General features: G+C 58.7%; 17 protein-coding genes. 13 read left to right on the forward strand and 4 right to left on the reverse strand.

Annotated elements, in window-relative coordinates:
* The first annotated feature begins 2 nt into the window (after positions 1 to 2).
* Positions 3 to 770 (forward strand): FCD domain-containing protein, encoded by a 768-nt coding sequence (locus tag JFU57_RS11905; protein WP_201129413.1) that lies wholly within the window; start codon positions 3 to 5, stop codon positions 768 to 770.
* 74 nt (positions 771 to 844) lie between these two features.
* Here the strand turns inward: JFU57_RS11905 and smpB are convergent, their stop codons facing one another.
* Positions 845 to 1,327 carry an SsrA-binding protein SmpB gene (smpB, locus tag JFU57_RS11910; RefSeq protein ID WP_020299934.1) on the reverse strand — a complete coding sequence of 161 codons (483 nt, stop codon included), beginning with the start codon at positions 1,325 to 1,327 and terminating at the stop codon, positions 845 to 847.
* A gap of 117 nt (positions 1,328 to 1,444) precedes the next feature.
* Between smpB and JFU57_RS11915 the strand changes: the two genes are divergently transcribed.
* The 3 genes from JFU57_RS11915 to JFU57_RS11925 are packed head-to-tail and all read left to right on the forward strand — an operon-like array spanning position 1,445 to position 3,594.
* Positions 1,445 to 2,848 carry a sodium-dependent transporter gene (locus tag JFU57_RS11915; RefSeq protein ID WP_201132101.1) on the forward strand — a complete coding sequence of 468 codons (1,404 nt, stop codon included), beginning with the start codon at positions 1,445 to 1,447 and terminating at the stop codon, positions 2,846 to 2,848.
* 7 nt (positions 2,849 to 2,855) lie between these two features.
* Positions 2,856 to 3,290 (forward strand): type II toxin-antitoxin system RatA family toxin, encoded by a 435-nt coding sequence (locus tag JFU57_RS11920; protein WP_201129414.1) that lies wholly within the window; start codon positions 2,856 to 2,858, stop codon positions 3,288 to 3,290.
* A complete protein-coding gene (locus tag JFU57_RS11925) occupies positions 3,283 to 3,594 on the forward strand; it encodes an RnfH family protein (RefSeq protein WP_201129415.1) in 312 nt (103 codons plus the stop codon). Before JFU57_RS11920 ends, JFU57_RS11925 begins: the two co-directional genes overlap by 8 nt.
* Before the next feature lie 66 nt (positions 3,595 to 3,660).
* Here the strand turns inward: JFU57_RS11925 and JFU57_RS11930 are convergent, their stop codons facing one another.
* Entirely contained in the window at positions 3,661 to 4,188 is a 528-nt protein-coding gene (locus JFU57_RS11930) for an outer membrane protein assembly factor BamE (protein ID WP_020299930.1), read from the reverse strand.
* 98 nt (positions 4,189 to 4,286) lie between these two features.
* Between JFU57_RS11930 and fur the strand changes: the two genes are divergently transcribed.
* Positions 4,287 to 4,694 (forward strand): ferric iron uptake transcriptional regulator, encoded by a 408-nt coding sequence (gene fur, locus JFU57_RS11935; protein ID WP_020299929.1) that lies wholly within the window; start codon positions 4,287 to 4,289, stop codon positions 4,692 to 4,694.
* Between the two features lie 86 nt (positions 4,695 to 4,780).
* Here fur and recN read toward each other — a convergent pair whose 3' ends face one another.
* On the reverse strand, positions 4,781 to 6,454 hold the full coding sequence (gene recN, locus JFU57_RS11940) for a DNA repair protein RecN (protein WP_201129416.1): 1,674 nt from the start codon (positions 6,452 to 6,454) through the stop codon (positions 4,781 to 4,783).
* A gap of 251 nt (positions 6,455 to 6,705) precedes the next feature.
* On the opposite strand from recN, the gene grpE reads away from it, so the two are divergent.
* The 8 genes from grpE (at position 6,706) to JFU57_RS11980 (ending at position 17,210) form a co-directional block, all read left to right on the forward strand.
* A complete protein-coding gene (gene grpE / locus JFU57_RS11945; protein ID WP_020299927.1) occupies positions 6,706 to 7,272 on the forward strand; it encodes a nucleotide exchange factor GrpE in 567 nt (188 codons plus the stop codon).
* A gap of 102 nt (positions 7,273 to 7,374) precedes the next feature.
* Entirely contained in the window at positions 7,375 to 9,291 is a 1,917-nt protein-coding gene (dnaK, locus tag JFU57_RS11950) for a molecular chaperone DnaK (RefSeq protein WP_078469777.1), read from the forward strand.
* A gap of 325 nt (positions 9,292 to 9,616) precedes the next feature.
* Positions 9,617 to 10,741, forward strand: a complete 1,125-nt coding sequence (gene dnaJ, locus JFU57_RS11955; RefSeq protein WP_020299925.1) for a molecular chaperone DnaJ — start codon at positions 9,617 to 9,619, stop codon at positions 10,739 to 10,741.
* A gap of 10 nt (positions 10,742 to 10,751) precedes the next feature.
* Positions 10,752 to 11,558, forward strand: coding sequence for a 4-hydroxy-tetrahydrodipicolinate reductase (dapB, locus tag JFU57_RS11960; protein WP_078469778.1), 807 nt, complete (start codon positions 10,752 to 10,754; stop codon positions 11,556 to 11,558).
* Positions 11,559 to 11,816: 258 nt separating this feature from the next.
* Positions 11,817 to 12,953: a glutamine-hydrolyzing carbamoyl-phosphate synthase small subunit gene (carA, locus tag JFU57_RS11965; protein WP_201129417.1), complete on the forward strand. Its 1,137-nt coding sequence runs from the start codon at positions 11,817 to 11,819 to the stop codon at positions 12,951 to 12,953.
* Between the two features lie 129 nt (positions 12,954 to 13,082).
* Positions 13,083 to 16,304 carry a carbamoyl-phosphate synthase large subunit gene (carB, locus tag JFU57_RS11970; protein WP_201129420.1) on the forward strand — a complete coding sequence of 1,074 codons (3,222 nt, stop codon included), beginning with the start codon at positions 13,083 to 13,085 and terminating at the stop codon, positions 16,302 to 16,304.
* A complete protein-coding gene (gene greA, locus JFU57_RS11975; protein ID WP_020299921.1) occupies positions 16,301 to 16,777 on the forward strand; it encodes a transcription elongation factor GreA in 477 nt (158 codons plus the stop codon). Before carB ends, greA begins: the two co-directional genes overlap by 4 nt.
* A 28-nt stretch (positions 16,778 to 16,805) precedes the next feature.
* Positions 16,806 to 17,210, forward strand: coding sequence for an MFS transporter (locus JFU57_RS11980; RefSeq protein ID WP_201132102.1), 405 nt, complete (start codon positions 16,806 to 16,808; stop codon positions 17,208 to 17,210).
* Positions 17,211 to 17,222: 12 nt separating this feature from the next.
* Here JFU57_RS11980 and yhbY read toward each other — a convergent pair whose 3' ends face one another.
* A complete protein-coding gene (gene yhbY, locus JFU57_RS11985) occupies positions 17,223 to 17,531 on the reverse strand; it encodes a ribosome assembly RNA-binding protein YhbY (RefSeq protein ID WP_201129421.1) in 309 nt (102 codons plus the stop codon).
* Positions 17,532 to 17,585: the final 54 nt, after the last annotated feature.

Genomic DNA, 17,585 nt, shown 5'->3' on the forward strand with positions numbered 1-17,585 from the left:
TTATGGGGTTTGATCAGATACGTCAGCGCCGTTTGTCTGACGATATTGTCGAGCGGCTCGAGGGCATGATCCTTGAGGGCACTTTGACGTCAGGTGAACGCTTGCCGGCCGAGCGGGCCTTGGCCGAACAATTTGGCGTGTCACGTCCGTCATTGCGCGAGGCGATCCAGAAACTGACGGCCAAGGGCTTGCTGATCAGTCGCCAGGGGGGCGGTAACTATGTGGTCGATTCCCTCGGCTCGACCTTTAGCGATCCGCTACTACACCTGCTGGAAAGCAACCCTGAAGCCCAGCGCGATCTGCTGGAGTTTCGCCACACCCTGGAAGCCTCTTGCGCTTATTACGCGGCCTTGCGCGCCACCGAGGTGGACCGCGAGCGGCTGACGGCAGCGTTTGAGGAACTGCAGGACTGTTACAGCCGCCCAGGCGATACCAGCCGGATCGAAGAGGGCGCCGCCGATGCCAGGTTTCACCTGGCCATCGCCGAAGCCAGCCATAACGCGGTGTTGCTGCACACCATTCGCGGGCTGTTCGACCTGCTCAAGCGCAACGTTGTGACCAACATCGGTGGCATGTACAAGCAGCGCACGGAAACCCGCGACATGCTGATCAGCCAACACCGTGATTTGTATCTGGCGATTATCGAAGGGCGCGCGGAACAGGCGCGGGAAGTCTCCAGTCGCCACATTCTGTATGTGCAGGAAGTGCTGGAGGAAGTGCGTCAGGAAGTGCAGCGCATGGCGCGCGCGGAGCGGCGCAAGGGGATGTAGGCGGGGTAAACGCCGGCAGCCAGCTCCTGGATCAGGAGCCGGCATGCCGGTGGCAAGGGGTACAGGTCGAGGTCTTACTCTTCCTTGCCCTTGTTGCGCACGGCGCGATGCAGCTCACGATTGGAGTCGCGTTCGCGCTCAGTGTCACGCTTGTCGTATTCCTTCTTGCCCTTGCCCAGAGCGATCTCGCATTTGATCAAATGCTTGCTCCAGTACAGCGACAGGCAGACACACGCGTAACCCTTCTGCTGCACCGCGGCAAACAGCTTGGCCAGCTCGCGCTGGTTGAGCAGCAGCTTGCGCGTGCGTACCGGGTCGGCAATGACGTGGGTGCTGGCGGTGGTCAGTGGCGTGATATGGCTACCCAGCAGCCAGGCCTCGCCATCCTTGAGCAGCACGTAACTGTCGACCAGTTGCGCCTTGCCCGCCCGCAGACTTTTTACTTCCCAGCCGGCCAGGACCAGACCAGCCTCGAACCGATGTTCGATGAAGTAATCGTGTCGCGCCTTTTTGTTTTGCGCGATGGTCCCTGTTGGGTGTTTCTTCTGATTAGCCATAGGGGCGGCATTATAGGGAGTTGCAAGGCTGTCGGCTACGGTGAAGCTGCGTGCTTGAGCCCTATGAGTGAATCCCGGACAATGCGCCCTCTTTTTTATCGGTTGGGCGCGTTAACGATGTCGTCAGACAAGGTTTCTGTCCACGGCGGCTGGGCTAGCCGTTGGGTCTTCATACTCGCCGCGACGGGTTCTGCCGTGGGCTTGGGCAGTATCTGGAAGTTTCCCTACATGGTCGGCGTCTACGGTGGCGGTGCCTTTGTCCTGATGTTTCTGCTGTGCATTGCCCTGATCGGTATCCCGGTGATGCTGGCAGAAACCCTGATCGGCCGGCGCGCCCGACAAAGCCCGGCCAATGCCCTCAAAGTGCTGGCGACCGAAGCCGGGCACTCCGCCAAATGGTCCTGGGGTGCCTTTGCCGGGATGATCACGGCGCTGCTGATTCTTTCTTTTTATAGCGTGGTCGGTGGTTGGTCGCTGGACTACATCATTGATATGGGGCGCGGCGATTTCCAGGGCGTGACGCCTGACCAGGTCGGTGCCTACTTCGCCTCGGTCACGGCCGACCCCTGGCGCCTGACGCTCTGGCACAGCTTGTTTATGCTGCTGTCGGCCCTGGTGATCGCCAAGGGTGTGGTCGCGGGGCTGGAGCGCAGCCTGCGGATCATGATGCCGCTGCTGTTCGTGATGCTCCTGGTGCTGCTGGGCTACAGCATGACTACGGGGCATTTCATGCAGGGTGTGCACTTCATGTTCGACTTCAACCCGGAAAAGGTACTCGACGGGTTGCTGCCGGCCATGGGGCACGCGTTCTTTTCCCTGAGCGTGGGTGTCGGTTCGATCATGATCTATGGCGCCTACATGCCGAAGAATGCATCGCTGTCCGGTACTGTAGTGGGCGTCGCGCTGCTCGATACTTTTGTGTCGCTGGTGGCTGGGCTGGCGCTGTTTCCGATTGTGTTTGCCGCCGGGCTCAACCCCAGCGAGGGGCCGGGGCTGATGTTCGTCAGCCTGCCATTTGCCTTCGGTAATGTGGCGTTAGGCCAGTTGATGGGCGTAGTGTTTTTTGTCCTGGTGGCCATTGCTGCCTGGAGTTCGGCGATTTCCTTGCTCGAGCCCATGGTGGCTTATCTGGTTGAGAGGACTAAAATCCGCCGCGCCTGGGTAACATTCTGGCTGGCCTTTAGCTGTTGGTTCGTGGGATTGGGGACGGTTTTCTCCTTTAACATCTGGCAGCAGGCCAAATTTTTCGTGAACGAAGGCGGGGTTTTTCATCTCTACCAGTGGGGGGCGGCCAGCGGCCTGGACCTCTTTGGAGTGATCGACTTCTTCACCTCGCGGATCATGCTGCCTCTGGGTGGTTTGTGTTTCGTGGTGTTTGCTGGCTGGGTGATGGGGCGCGATGCGGTTCGTGATGAACTGTCGATGCGCAGCCCTGTGTTGTTCGCCTTGACCTTGTTTTTGATGCGCTATGTAGCGCCCATCGGCATTCTTGTAGTGTTTGCCGCCCAGCTGTGGAAATGACGCTGACATGACGACCCATATTCAACGCTCGGCCCTTTTGCCTTATCCGGCGCAGTTTCTCTATCAGCTGGTCAATGACGTGGCGCGTTATCCGGAATTCCTGCCCTGGTGCTCATCTGCCGAAGTGCTGGAAAGCAGTGATGAGCATATGCGCGCCAGCCTGGCGGTGGCCAAGGGCGGGCTCAGCCAGCATTTTGTAACGCGCAATATCCTGGTCCCGGGGCAGTCGATCGAGATGAACCTGGAGGAGGGGCCGTTCAATCAGTTGCACGGGGTCTGGGTTTTCAAACCGTTGGGGGAGAAGGCCTGCAAGATCAGTCTGGACCTGTCGTTCGACTATGCCGGGCCGCTGGTACGGGCCACCCTGGGCCCCTTGTTCAACCAGGCGGCGAATACCCTGGTTGATGCGTTCTGTCAGCGCGCAAAACAGTTGCATGCTTGAGTCAACCATCGAGATCGAGGTGGTGTATGCCGCCGTCGACCGCCAAGTGTTGCTCAAGGTATCGCTGCCAGCCGGCTCGACCCTTCGTGCGGGGCTGATGGCTTCCGGCATTGCTGCGCAGTTTCCCGAGCTGGATGTGCAGTCTTGCCCCGTGGGGATTTTTGGCAAAGTGATTGCCGATCCTGATCGGCACGTGCTGCAGGCGGGTGAGCGGATTGAAATTTATCGTTCGTTGCTGGCGGATCCGAAGGAGGTCAGGCGCCTGCGCGCGGCCAAGGCAGCACAGGCCCGCCTGCAGGATTAGCGCTCCAGGCCAGAAAACACGCAATAAAAAGCCCGGACATGCCGGGCTTTTTTATTTCGACACAACTTATTGTGGCGAAGTGTCCAGTGGCTCCGGTGTCGGAACCGGGACGGCTTTTACCCCATCCACGTCTTTCTGGATCTGATCCAGCAGAGAGCCAGGCTTGACTGGTTTCTCTGGTTTTGGCTTCTCGGTGTTCTCGGCCGGCGCGGTCACGGTGGTGCCGCTGTCCTTGCCCAGCAGGGCTTCGTCGCGGCTTACGCCAGGCATGAAGTCGCCCGAAAGGCTGACGAGTTGGTCATTGCCATTGAAGATAACGCTGACGCGTTCCTGTTGGCGCTCACCGCCCCCTGGTTGCAGGCTATACAAATAATCCCAGCGATCGGCATGGAACGTGTCGGTCAGCAGAGGGTTGCCCATAATAAACCGTACTTGCCGGCGGGTCATTCCCGGGCGTAACTGGTCTATCATGTCCTGCGTGACGACATTGCCCTGCTGGATGTCGATTTTGTAAACCCCGGGGAATGAACAACCGGCGAGTGCGAGCAGTCCCACGAAGGTGAAACTGGTTAGCAAGAGCTTGGTGTTTTGCATCGGTGGGCGACTTCCACTATCTTGGCTGGGACAACGTAAACCCCGATCATACCCGCATTAAGAGAAGCTGCGAAGCAGCATCCGCGAGAAAGCTGACCATGGTTGAAAATAGCGAACTACGTAAAGCCGGCCTTAAAGTGACTCTGCCACGGGTCAAAATTCTACAAATGCTCGATTCCGCCGAGCAGCGACACATGAGCGCCGAAGATGTTTACAAGGCGCTGATGGAAGCTGGCGAGGATGTCGGTCTGGCCACGGTTTACCGTGTACTGACTCAGTTCGAAGCTGCAGGCCTTGTGGTTCGCCACAATTTTGATGGCGGCCACGCTGTATTCGAACTGGCCGACGGCGGCCACCACGACCATATGGTCAACGTGGAGTCTGGCGAAGTGATCGAATTCTTCGACGAAGAAATCGAAAAACTGCAAAAGGCGATCGTCGAGAAGCATGGCTTCGAGTTGGTGGATCACAACTTGGTGCTGTACGTACGCCACAAGAAAAAGTAAGCATGTCGCGCGGGCCATGTCCGCGAAACGAACGAAGGCGACCCTAGGGTCGCCTTCGTGCTTTCTGGCTTTCGAGTAACGAGCGCTTAGATTTTTGCGGTCACCACCATCTTTTTCGCATGGGCCAGCGACTCTTTAGTCAGGTCGATGCCGCCCAGCATGCGAGCGACCTCTTCGACCCGCTCGGTCTTACCCAGTTTGGACACCGCCGTATGGGTGGCGTCGCTACCGCGCACCTTATGCACGAATAGATGCTGATGGCCCTGGGCAGCCACTTGCGGCAAGTGAGTGACGGTGAGTACCTGGCCTCGTTCGCCCAGCCGACGCAATAATTGGCCAACAATCTCTGCGGTCGGGCCACCGATACCCACATCCACTTCGTCGAATACCAAAGTCGGTACTCGGGAAGTTTGCGCGGTGATCACCTGGATCGCCAGGCTGATACGTGACAGTTCGCCCCCGGACGCGACCTTGGCCAGGGCCTTGAGCGGTTGCCCAGGGTTGGCGCTGACCAGCAATTCCACCTGTTCCAGGCCATAGGGCAGCAACTCATCGCTGGTGTTGGCGTGCAGCTCGATGGTGAAGCGCCCGCCGGGCATGCCCAGGCGCTGTATCTCCTGCTCGACCGCACTGGCCAGGGTGGTGGCGGCTTGCTGGCGCAGGCGGCTCAGTTCCTTGGCTTTCTCCTGGTAATGCCGGGCATATGACTTCAGCTCGTCACCAAGGCGCTCGATGGACTCGTCATTGGCGTCCAGCGCTTCGATTTCATCCAGCAGCTGTTGCTGCATGGCTGCCAGTTCGGTTGGCTGGATTCGGTGCTTGCGGGCCAGGGTATAGATAGCGTCGAGGCGCTCCTCCAGTTGTTGCAGGCGTGCTGGATCGGCATCGAAGTGGTCGAGAAAGCGATTCAGCTCGCCCACGGCTTCCTCGACCTGGATCTGAGCGCTGGCCAGCAGATTGGTGGCCTCACCCAGGGCGGTCGGCGAGTTGCCGACGCTCGACAGGCGATTGAGGCTGGCGGTCAGGGCATTGAGGACATTGCCGGAATCGCTTTCACTGCATTGCTCGACCACCTGTCGGCAAATGCCGAGCAGGGTTTCGGCGTTGGTCAGGTTTTTGTGTTCCTGTTCCAGTTGCTCCAGTTCGTTGTCGCCCAGGCCCAGGTTTTCCAGCTCTTCCATTTGATAGCTGAGCAGTTGATGGCGGGCGCGTTGCTCGTCGCCGGAGTTGGACAGGCGTTCAAGCTCCTGGCGCGTCTGGCGCCAGCGTTGCGCGGCAAGCTGTACCTGGCGCGACAGGTCGGTAGCGCCGGCGTACTCGTCGAGCAGGCGCCGATGGGTCTCGGCTTTCAGTAGCGACTGATGTTCGTGCTGGCTGTGGATATCGATCAACAGTTCGCCGAGGGCCTTGAGATCACCCAGCGGGCAGGGCGAGCCATTGATATAGCCGCGCGAGCGCCCCTCGGCCGTAATGACCCGGCGTAAAATGCACGGGCTCTCGCTGTCCAGGTCGCGTTCGGCCAGCCAGGTACGGGCTTCAGGGATATCCACAAGGTCGAACGTCGCGAGGATGTCGGCCTTGTCTGCGCCCGGACGCACCACGCCACTGTCGGCGCGATCCCCCAGGGTCAAGCCCAGGGCGTCGAGCATGATCGACTTGCCGGCGCCGGTTTCGCCCGTGATGACGCTCATCCCGCGATCCAGTTCCAGATCGAGATGTTCAACGATGGCGTAGTTGTGTACGGACAGGTGCACCAGCATGACGGCCGCTCCCAGGCTTTAAGTCTGGTTATTTATACAGTGTTTTGTTTCTGGCTGACAATGCCCTCCCTTAGCTCGATTTGCTTGGGTGGAAAACTTTTTTAGCGCAACCAGGAATGTCGAACCCAGGTGTGTTTCCAGTCTTGAAAGGTTTTGCCATGGGTCGAGCCCTTGAACCTGAGAAATGCGACCCCATATACCGGGACAGAAGCGTGAGTTGAGCTCACGGACGTTATTGAAAGGAGAATTTCATGGCTGACGAACAGACGCTGGATACGCAAAATCTAGACGCCAATCAGGCTCCCGAGACCTCGGGCGAAGACCTGGTGGCTCGTGTAAAAGTGCTCGAAGAGCAGCTGGCCGGCGCTCAGGATCAGGCTTTGCGTGTTGCTGCCGATCTGCAGAACGTCCGCCGCCGTGCCGAGCAGGACGTGGAAAAAGCGCACAAATTCGCGTTGGAACGCTTTGCTGGCGACCTGTTGCCAGTGATCGACAGCCTCGAGCGTGGCCTGGAGCTGTCCAGCGCGGATGACGAAAGCATTCGTCCGATGCGTGAAGGGATCGAGCTGACCCTGAAGATGTTCCACGACACCCTCAAGCGCTATCAGCTGGAAGCCATCGACCCGCACGGCGAACCGTTCAACGCCGAGCATCATCAGGCGATGGCCATGCAGGAAAGCGCCGATATGGAACCCAACAGCGTGCTCAAGGTGTTCCAGAAGGGCTATCAGCTCAATGGCCGCCTGCTGCGCCCGGCCATGGTCGTGGTCAGCAAGGCTCCGGCTCCGGTTTCGCCTTCTATTGATGAGAAGGCTTGAAATCAGCCGTAAGGCCCCCATTTAGAAGTCAAGCGTTTAAGTGCTACCGCAGTTGGCCACCACCGCTGCGGCAACAAAATCCAAAGTTTCGGGAGAGTTAACATGGGCAAAATTATCGGTATCGACCTGGGGACTACCAACTCCTGCGTCTCTATTCTTGAAAACGGCAACGTTAAAGTTATCGAAAACGCCGAAGGCGCGCGTACCACGCCGTCGATCGTTGCGTATGCCAACGATGGCGAAATCCTGGTTGGTCAGTCGGCCAAGCGTCAGGCAGTGACCAATCCGCATAACACCCTGTACGCGGTGAAGCGTCTGATCGGTCGTCGCTTCGAAGAAGAAGTGGTACAGAAAGACATCCAGATGGTCCCTTACAAGATCGTCAAGGCTGACAACGCTGACGCCTGGGTTGAAGTGAACGGCCAGAAAATGTCGCCGCCACAGATTTCGGCTGAAATCTTGAAAAAGATGAAGAAGACTGCCGAAGACTACCTTGGCGAGCCAGTGACCGAAGCGGTGATCACCGTTCCGGCCTACTTCAACGACAGCCAGCGTCAAGCCACCAAAGACGCCGGTCGTATTGCTGGCCTGGACGTAAAACGCATCATCAACGAACCAACCGCGGCCGCTCTGGCTTACGGTATGGACAAGGCCAAGGGCGATCACACCGTGATCGTTTATGACCTGGGTGGCGGTACCTTCGACGTTTCGGTGATCGAGATTGCCGAAGTTGATGGTGAGCACCAGTTTGAAGTGTTGGCCACCAACGGTGACACCTTCCTGGGTGGTGAAGACTTTGACATTCGTCTGATCGACTACCTCGTCGACGAATTCAAGAAAGAAAGCGGCATGAACCTCAAGGGTGACCCGCTGGCCATGCAGCGCCTGAAAGAAGCTGCCGAAAAAGCCAAGATCGAGCTGTCCTCGAGCCTGCAGACCGACGTCAACCTGCCGTACATCACTGCAGATGCCACCGGTCCTAAGCACTTGAACGTGAAGATTTCTCGCGCCAAGTTGGAAGCTCTGGTTGAAGACCTGGTTCAGCGCACCATCGAGCCTTGCCGCATCGCTCTGAAAGACTCGGGCATCGAAGTTGGCGCGATCAACGACGTGATCCTGGTCGGTGGTCAGACCCGTATGCCGCTGGTGCAGAAGCTGGTGACCGAGTTCTTCGGTAAAGAAGCACGTAAAGACGTCAACCCGGACGAAGCGGTTGCCATGGGTGCTGCTATCCAGGGTGCGGTACTGGCCGGTGACGTGAAAGACGTCCTGCTGCTCGACGTCAGCCCGCTGACCCTGGGTATCGAAACCATGGGTGGCGTGATGACCGCGCTGATCGAGAAAAACACCACGATTCCTACCAAGAAATCGCAAGTGTTCTCGACTGCCGACGACAACCAGGGCGCTGTGACCATTCACGTGCTGCAAGGTGAGCGTAAGCAAGCGGCCCAGAACAAGTCCCTGGGCAAGTTCGATCTGGCCGAGATTCCACCAGCACCACGTGGCGTGCCACAAATTGAAGTGACCTTCGACATCGACGCCAACGGCATTCTGCACGTAGGCGCCAAAGACAAGGCCACCGGCAAGACTCAGTCGATCGTGATCAAGGCCAACTCCGGTCTGTCCGAGGAAGAGATTCAGCAGATGATTCGCGATGCTGAAACCAACGCCGACGAAGACCGCAAGTTCGAAGAGCTGGCCAGCGCGCGTAACCAAGGTGACGCCCTGGTTCACTCGACTCGCAAAATGATCGCTGATGCTGGCGACAAAGTGACCGCTGAAGAGAAAACCGCAATCGAAGCGGCTGTGGTTGCCCTTGAAGCCGCCGTCAAAGGCGACGACAAAGCAGCCATTGACGCGAAGGTTGAAGAGCTGTCCAAAGTCTCGGCGCCGGTTGCTCAGAAGATGTACGCCGAACAGGCCCAGCCTGCAGAAGGCGCGGCTCAGCCAGGCGAGTCGGCTGAAAAAGCTGACGATGTAGTCGACGCTGAGTTCGAAGAAGTAAAAGACCACAAGTAAGACTGCTTGTTGGTCGGCCAGTTGACTGCCTTTGTGCGGTGGCTGGTAGGATGTCGCCGCGCGGGAGCTTGCTCCCGCGTTGGCGTGTCTGGAGCAAGCGAAATTTTTTACTCGGCGTGACCTGTCACGCGGGGTGGCGGTATGGCCGGAAATGCTCCTGCTTTCCGAGCGGGATTACCGCAATGGCCGGCCACTGCTGGCTGGTTTTTTCAAAGACCAGGATCGTTGAATTGACGTGAGTTGGGTCCGGGCCTGTATTGGGGCTCAACGAGTTTGGCGAGGCTCAGGAGAGCTTGGCCGGACGTCCTTAAGAGTGCAAAGACTTATGGCAAAGCGTGACTATTACGAAGTATTGGGTGTTGAGCGAGGCACCAGCGAGGCCGACCTGAAGAAGGCTTACCGGCGCCTGGCGATGAAGCATCACCCGGACCGTAATCCTGACGACAAAGCGTCGGAAGAACTGTTCAAAGAGGCCAACGAGGCCTACGAAGTACTCTCTGATTCGAGCAAGCGCGCCGCCTATGACCAATACGGTCATGCCGGTGTTGATCCGAGCATGGGTGGCGGCGGTGCTGGCTTCGGTGGTCAGAACTTCTCCGACATCTTCGGTGATGTCTTCAGTGATTTCTTCGGGGGCGGTCGTGGCGGTTCCCGTGGCGGCGCTCAGCGCGGCAGCGATTTGCGCTACACCCTGGAGTTGAACCTGGAAGAGGCGGTGCGCGGTACTACCGTGAATATCCGCGTTCCGACGCTGGTCAATTGCAAGCCGTGCGATGGTTCGGGTGCCAAGAAAGGCTCCTCGCCTATCACTTGCCCGACCTGTGGCGGTATTGGCCAAGTGCGCATGCAGCAGGGCTTCTTCTCGGTGCAGCAGACCTGCCCGCGCTGCCATGGCCAGGGCAAGATCATTTCCGATCCGTGCGACTCCTGCCACGGCGAAGGCCGTGTCGAAGAGTACAAGACGCTGTCGGTCAAAGTGCCGGCGGGTGTCGATACCGGCGACCGTATCCGTCTGTCGGGTGAAGGTGAGGCGGGTGCGCAGGGTGGGCCTACCGGCGACCTGTACGTGGTGATCAATGTGCGTGAGCACGCGATCTTCCAGCGCGACGGCAAGCACCTGTTCTGTGAAGTGCCAATCAGCTTTGTTGATGCGGCGCTGGGCGGCGAGCTGGAGATTCCGACCCTCGATGGTCGGGTCAAGTTGAAGATTCCCGAGGGGACTCAGACCGGCAAGCAGTTCCGCGTGCGTGGCAAGGGTGTGGCGCCGGTGCGTGGTGGCGGTGCGGGTGATTTGATGTGCCGCGTTGCGGTGGAGACTCCGGTCAATCTGGGGCGTCGTCAGCGTGAATTGCTGGAAGAGCTGCGCAGCTCCCTGGCCGATGACAATACCCATTCACCGAAAACCACTGGTTGGTTTGAAGGCGTGAAGCGCTTCTTCGGCGATCTGTAAGGAGCGACACATGCGACGTATAGCTGTGATGGGCGCCGCTGGGCGCATGGGCAAGATCCTGGTCGAGGCGGTGCAGCAACGTGCGCCGCTGACCGGCCTTACTGCTGCCATTGTGCGTCCTGGCAGCACGTTGATCGGGGTCGATGCCGGCGAGCTGGCTTCCCTGGGTCGTATCGGCGTGCCGCTATCGGGCAATCTCGAGGGTGTCGCCGATGAATTCGATGTCTTGATCGACTTCACCTTGCCGGAAGTGATGCTGAAAAACCTGGCCTTCTGCCGCAAGGCGGGCAAGGCGATGGTGATCGGCACGACTGGGCTTGATGCTGCGCAGAAGCAGGTGCTGGTCGAGGCGGGCAAGGATATTCCAATCGTGTTCGCGGCCAACTTCAGTGTCGGCGTCAACCTGTCGCTGAAGCTGCTGGACATGGCGGCGCGGGTGCTGGGTGATGATGCGGACATTGAAATCATCGAAGCCCATCACCGGAACAAGATCGATGCCCCTTCGGGCACGGCCCTGCGTATGGGCGAGGTTATTGCCGATGCGCTGGGGCGTGATCTGCAGAAAGTGGCGGTCTATGGCCGTGAAGGCCATACCGGTGTGCGTGATCGTGAAACCATCGGTTTCGCCACGGTTCGTGGTGGTGATGTGGTGGGCGATCACACGGTCCTGTTCGCTGCAGAGGGTGAGCGTCTTGAGATCACTCACAAGGCCTCCAGCCGCATGACCTTTGCCAAGGGTGCGGTGCGTGCGGCGTTGTGGCTGGACGGTCGCGAGCCAGGTCTTTACGATATGCAGGATGTACTCGACCTGCGCTGATGATGCACTCAAAACAGGGTTCAGCCATGTGCCTGAGCCCTGTTTTATCCCGCTAAGCGATGTTCTGTCGCATTCCTCTGCCTTTTAGGCTCATTAGCGGTGGACCAAAAAAGCCTTTTTCTGTAAGCTACAGCTTTAGTGTGTTCACTAAAAGCGCGCAGAATAATTCAGTGAATGAGCGGGGTGACGTGTCCATACGTCACTCCGCTTTTTTACACCTGCGATCGCCCTTTCAGGCTTTACTTACGGGAGGTCTTCTTGACTAAGCCAGCCATACTCGCCCTTGCTGATGGCAGCATTTTTCGCGGCGAAGCAATTGGAGCCGACGGTCAAACCGTTGGTGAGGTGGTATTTAACACCGCCATGACCGGCTATCAGGAAATCCTTACCGATCCTTCCTACGCCCAGCAGATCGTTACCCTGACTTACCCGCACATTGGCAACACCGGCACCACACCGGAAGACGCCGAATCCGACCGCGTCTGGTCCGCCGGCCTGGTCATTCGTGACCTGCCACTGGTTGCGAGCAACTGGCGTAACACAATGTCCCTGTCCGATTACCTGAAAGCCAACAATGTTGTGGCAATCGCCGGTATCGACACCCGTCGCCTGACCCGCATCCTGCGTGAGAAAGGCGCACAGAACGGCTGCATCATGGCCGGTGACAACATCTCCGAAGAAGCCGCCATCGCCGCCGCCCAGGGCTTCCCTGGCCTCAAGGGCATGGACCTGGCGAAAGTCGTCAGCACCCAGAAGCAATACGAGTGGCGCTCGACTGTCTGGGACCTGAAAACCGACAGCCACGCGACCATCGAGGCCTCCGAGCTACCGTACCACGTGGTGGCCTACGACTACGGCGTCAAGGTGAACATCCTGCGCATGCTGGTCGAGCGCGGCTGCCGCGTAACCGTGGTCCCTGCACAGACCCCGGCTGCCGATGTCCTGGCCCTGAAGCCGGATGGTGTATTCCTGTCCAACGGTCCTGGCGATCCGGAACCTTGCGACTACGCCATCAAGGCCATCAAGGAAGTGCTGGAAACCGAGATTCCGGTATTCGGTATCTGCCTCGGTCACCAACTGCTGGCCCTGGCCTCCGGTGCCAAGACTCTGAAAATGGGTCACGGTCACCATGGCGCCAACCACCCGGTCCAGGACCTGGATACCGGTGTGGTGATGATCACCAGCCAGAACCACGGTTTTGCGGTAGATGAAGCGACCCTGCCAGCCAACGTCCGGGCGATTCACAAGTCGCTGTTCGACGGCACCCTGCAGGGTATCGAGCGTACCGACAAGAGCGCCTTCAGCTTCCAGGGTCACCCTGAAGCCAGCCCAGGCCCGAACGATGTGGCGCCGCTGTTCGACCGCTTCATCAACGAGATGGCCAAGCGACGCTAAGCGCTCGCCTTGAGAATGTAGCGAGAAGTCGTCCGAGGGCGGCCCCGATCAACCCGGTGGCCCCCTTGGAGCTTCAGAAATTGATCAAGACGGCTTGCCGACTGACCTGCGGATTTGAGTGACAAACCCATGCCAAAACGTACAGACATTAAAAGCATCCTGATTCTCGGCGCTGGCCCGATCGTGATCGGCCAGGCCTGCGAATTCGACTACTCCGGCGCCCAGGCCTGTAAAGCCCTGCGCGAGGAGGGGTACCGCGTCATCCTGGTGAACTCCAACCCGGCCACCATCATGACCGACCCGGACATGGCCGACGCCACCTACATCGAGCCGATCAAGTGGCAGACCGTTGCCAAGATCATCGAGAAGGAGCGTCCAGATGCCCTGTTGCCGACCATGGGTGGCCAGACCGCTCTGAACTGCGCTCTGGACCTGGAGCGCGAAGGCGTTCTGGAGAAGTTCGGCGTAGAAATGATCGGCGCCAACGCTGACACCATCGACAAGGCCGAAGACCGTTCGCGCTTTGACAAGGCGATGAAATCCATCGGCCTGGACTGCCCGCGTTCGGGTATTGCCCACAGCATGGAAGAGGCCAATGCGGTCCTCGAAAAACTCGGCTTCCCGTGCATCATCCGTCCGTCCTTCACCATGGGCGGCACCGGTGGTGGTATCGCGTACAACCGTGAAGAGTTCGAAGAAATCTGCGCTCGCGGCCTGGACCTGTCGCCGACCAAAGAGCTGCTGATCGACGAATCCCTGATCGGCTGGAAAGAGTACGAGATGGAGGTTGTCCGCGATAAGAAGGACAACTGCATCATTGTCTGCTCCATCGAAAACTTTGACCCGATGGGCGTGCACACCGGTGACTCGATCACTGTTGCGCCAGCACAGACCCTGACGGACAAGGAATACCAGATCATGCGCAACGCCTCGTTGGCGGTACTGCGTGAGATCGGCGTTGAAACCGGCGGTTCCAACGTTCAGTTCGGTATTTGCCCGGACACCGGCCGCATGGTCGTGATCGAGATGAACCCGCGTGTATCGCGTTCGTCGGCACTGGCATCGAAAGCTACCGGCTTCCCGATTGCGCGCATCGCCGCCAAGCTGGCGATCGGTTACACCCTGGACGAGCTGCAAAACGAAATCACTGGCGGCGCTACGCCGGCGTCCTTCGAACCGTCAATCGACTATGTCGTGACCAAGCTGCCACGTTTTGCTTTCGAGAAATTCCCGAAGGCCGACGCTCGCCTGACCACCCAGATGAAGTCTGTCGGTGAAGTCATGGCCATCGGCCGGACCTTTCAGGAGTCTCTGCAGAAAGCCCTGCGTGGCCTGGAAGTGGGCGTTTGCGGTCTGGACGAGAAGCTCGACCTGAGCAACCCGGAAAGCATGAGCGTGCTCAAGCGCGAGCTGACCGTGCCGGGCGCTGAGCGTATCTGGTACGTGGCTGATGCTTTCCGCGCCGGCATGACCGTCGAAGACATCTTCGGCATGAACATGATCGATCCGTGGTTCCTGGTGCAGATTGAAGATCTGATCAAGGAAGAAGAGAAGGTCAAGACCCTCGGTCTGTCCTCCATCGACCGCGACCTGATGTTCCGCCTCAAGCGCAAGGGTTTCTCCGATCAGCGTCTGGCCAAGCTGCTGGGTGTGACCGAGAAGAACCTGCGCACGCATCGCCACAAGCTGGATATCTTCCCGGTCTACAAGCGCGTTGACACCTGTGCCGCCGAGTTTGCCACCGACACCGCGTACCTGTACTCCACCTACGAGGAGGAGTGCGAAGCTGCGCCGTCGGGCCGCGACAAGATCATTATCCTGGGCGGTGGTCCAAACCGTATCGGCCAGGGCATCGAGTTCGATTACTGCTGCGTACACGCCGCCCTCGCGCTGCGCGAAGACGGGTACGAGACCATCATGGTCAACTGCAACCCGGAAACCGTTTCCACTGACTACGACACTTCCGACCGTCTGTATTTCGAGCCGGTAACGCTGGAAGACGTGCTGGAAATCTGCCGCGTCGAGAAGCCTAAAGGCGTGATCGTCCAGTACGGCGGCCAAACCCCGCTGAAACTGGCGCGTGCCCTGGAAGCTGCTGGCGTGCCGATCATCGGCACCAGCCCTGATGCGATTGACCGTGCCGAAGACCGCGAGCGCTTCCAGCAAATGGTGGAGCGCCTGAACCTGCGTCAGCCACCAAACGCTACCGTGCGCAGCGAAGATGAAGCCATCCGTGCAGCCAGCAAGATCGGCTACCCGCTGGTGGTGCGTCCTTCCTACGTGCTGGGCGGTCGGGCGATGGAAATCGTCTACGAAGAAGAAGAGCTCAAGCGCTACCTGCGTGACGCGGTGAAAGTGTCCAACGACAGCCCGGTGCTGCTCGACCACTTCCTCAACTGCGCCATCGAAATGGACGTGGATGCGGTTTGCGACGGCACCGATGTGGTGATTGGCGCAATCATGCAGCACATCGAACAGGCCGGTGTTCACTCCGGTGACTCTGCCTGCTCCCTGCCGCCATACTCGCTGCCTGTGCATATCCAGGACGAGATGCGCGAACAGGTCAAGAAAATGGCCCTGGAGCTAGGTGTTGTCGGCCTGATGAACGTGCAGTTGGCGCTGCAAGGCGAGGACATCTACGTCATCGAAGTCAACCCGCGCGCTTCCCGTACCGTACCGTTCGTATCCAAGTGCATCGGTGTGTCCCTGGCCATGATCGCGGCTCGCGTGATGGCGGGTAAAACCCTGAAGGAAATCGGTTTCACCAAGGAAATCATTCCGAACTTCTACAGTGTGAAAGAGGCGGTGTTCCCGTTCGCCAAGTTCCCTGGCGTGGACCCGATCCTCGGCCCAGAGATGAAGTCCACCGGTGAAGTGATGGGTGTCGGTGACACCTTCGGCGAAGCCTTCGCCAAGGCCCAGATGGGTGCCAGCGAAGTGTTGCCGACTGGCGGTACCGCGTTCATCAGCGTGCGTGACGATGACAAGCCGCTGGTTGCAGGTGTGGCCCGTGATCTGATCAACTTGGGTTTCGAAGTGGTTGCCACTGCCGGGACTGCCAAGCTGATTGAAGCTGCCGGCCTGAAAGTGCGTCGTGTGAACAAGGTGACCGAAGGTCGTCCGCACGTGGTCGACATGATCAAGAATGACGAAGTCACCCTGATCATCAACACTACGGAAGGTCGCCAGTCGATCGCTGATTCCTACTCCATTCGTCGTAATGCCTTGCAGCACAAGATCTACTGCACCACGACCATTGCTGCTGGCGAAGCCATCTGCGAAGCGTTGAAGTTCGGTCCCGAGAAGACCGTGCGCCGCTTGCAGGATCTACACGCAGGATTGAAGGCATGATCAAATACCCGATGACTGTCCAGGGCGCTAAAGCCCTGGAAGAAGAGCACGCTCACCTGACCAAGGTCGTTCGTCCTAAGCTTAGCCAGGATATCGGAACGGCCCGCGAGTTGGGTGACCTTAAAGAGAACGCCGAATACCATGCTGCCCGCGAGCAGCAAGGTATGGTCGAGGCGCGGATTCGCGATATTGAAGGCCGCATGCAGAATGCGGTGATCATCGATGTCACGACCATTCCTCACACCGGTAAAGTGATTTTCGGTACCACGGTCGAGATCGCCAACGTCGAAACTGACGAAAGCGTGACCTATCAAATCGTGGGAGAGGATGAAGCGGACTTCAAGCTCGGCAAGATCTCCGTCGGTTCGCCACTGGCCCGTGCCTTGATTGCCAAGGAAGAGGGTGATGTGGTCGCCGTCAAAACGCCAGGTGGCGTTATCGAGTACGAGATTGTCGAAGTTCGTCACATCTGAGAGACGGCACCCGCTTCGCGCGGGTGCCATGCTTTGGCAACTGGCCCAGATGCTCTGGGTCGGTGGCTTGTGGCTTCTGCACATCGGTTTGCTGCCGGTGCTCGAGCAAATAGGCTTGGCACCGCTGCTGATCGACGATATCGGCAAAATGCTGGGTGCGTTGCTGGTGGGCTTTTCGGCGGCGTGCCTGGTGTTGCAGGTGCTGATATTGATTCGGTCCGAAGGACTGGCAAGCGTGTGGCGGGATATTCGCGGGCAGCTGCTGCTGATGGGGCTTTATGCGTGTGCGATGTATTTCGTGGTGCGCATGCTGTTGCCTGAGGCGCAACGCTGGCAATTGTTCAGCTATCTTGTGCTTGGGTTTTCCGGCCTGGTGCTGGTGCTGCAGCCAGTCCCTGGATGGGGTGGCAGGGTACGCGAAGCGCACCCTTGACCCTTGTCGACGTCAGTGGAAGCGATGGACGTTCGACAGTTGCTTGTTTACCTTGGCGTTTTTGCGGTAAATCAACGCCATTTTGCCGATGACTTGCACCAAGTCAGCCTTGCCCGCCTTGCACAGCTCGGCGATGACCGCCAGGCGAGACTCGCGCTCGAGGATGTTGAGTTTGATCTTGATCAGCTCATGATCGCTCAAGGCGCGTTCAAGTTCGGCTAATACACCTTCGGTCAAACCGTTGTCAGCCACAGTCAATACTGGTTTCAGATGGTGGCCAATGGATTTGTACTGTTTCTTCTGCTCTTGAGTGAGCGGCATAATCTGACCCCTGCGTCTGATCTTGTAAAAAGCGGCGGCCAGTTTACCCGAGCG

Source organism: Pseudomonas sp. TH07 (assembly GCF_016651285.1).
Lineage (GTDB): Bacteria > Pseudomonadota > Gammaproteobacteria > Pseudomonadales > Pseudomonadaceae > Aquipseudomonas.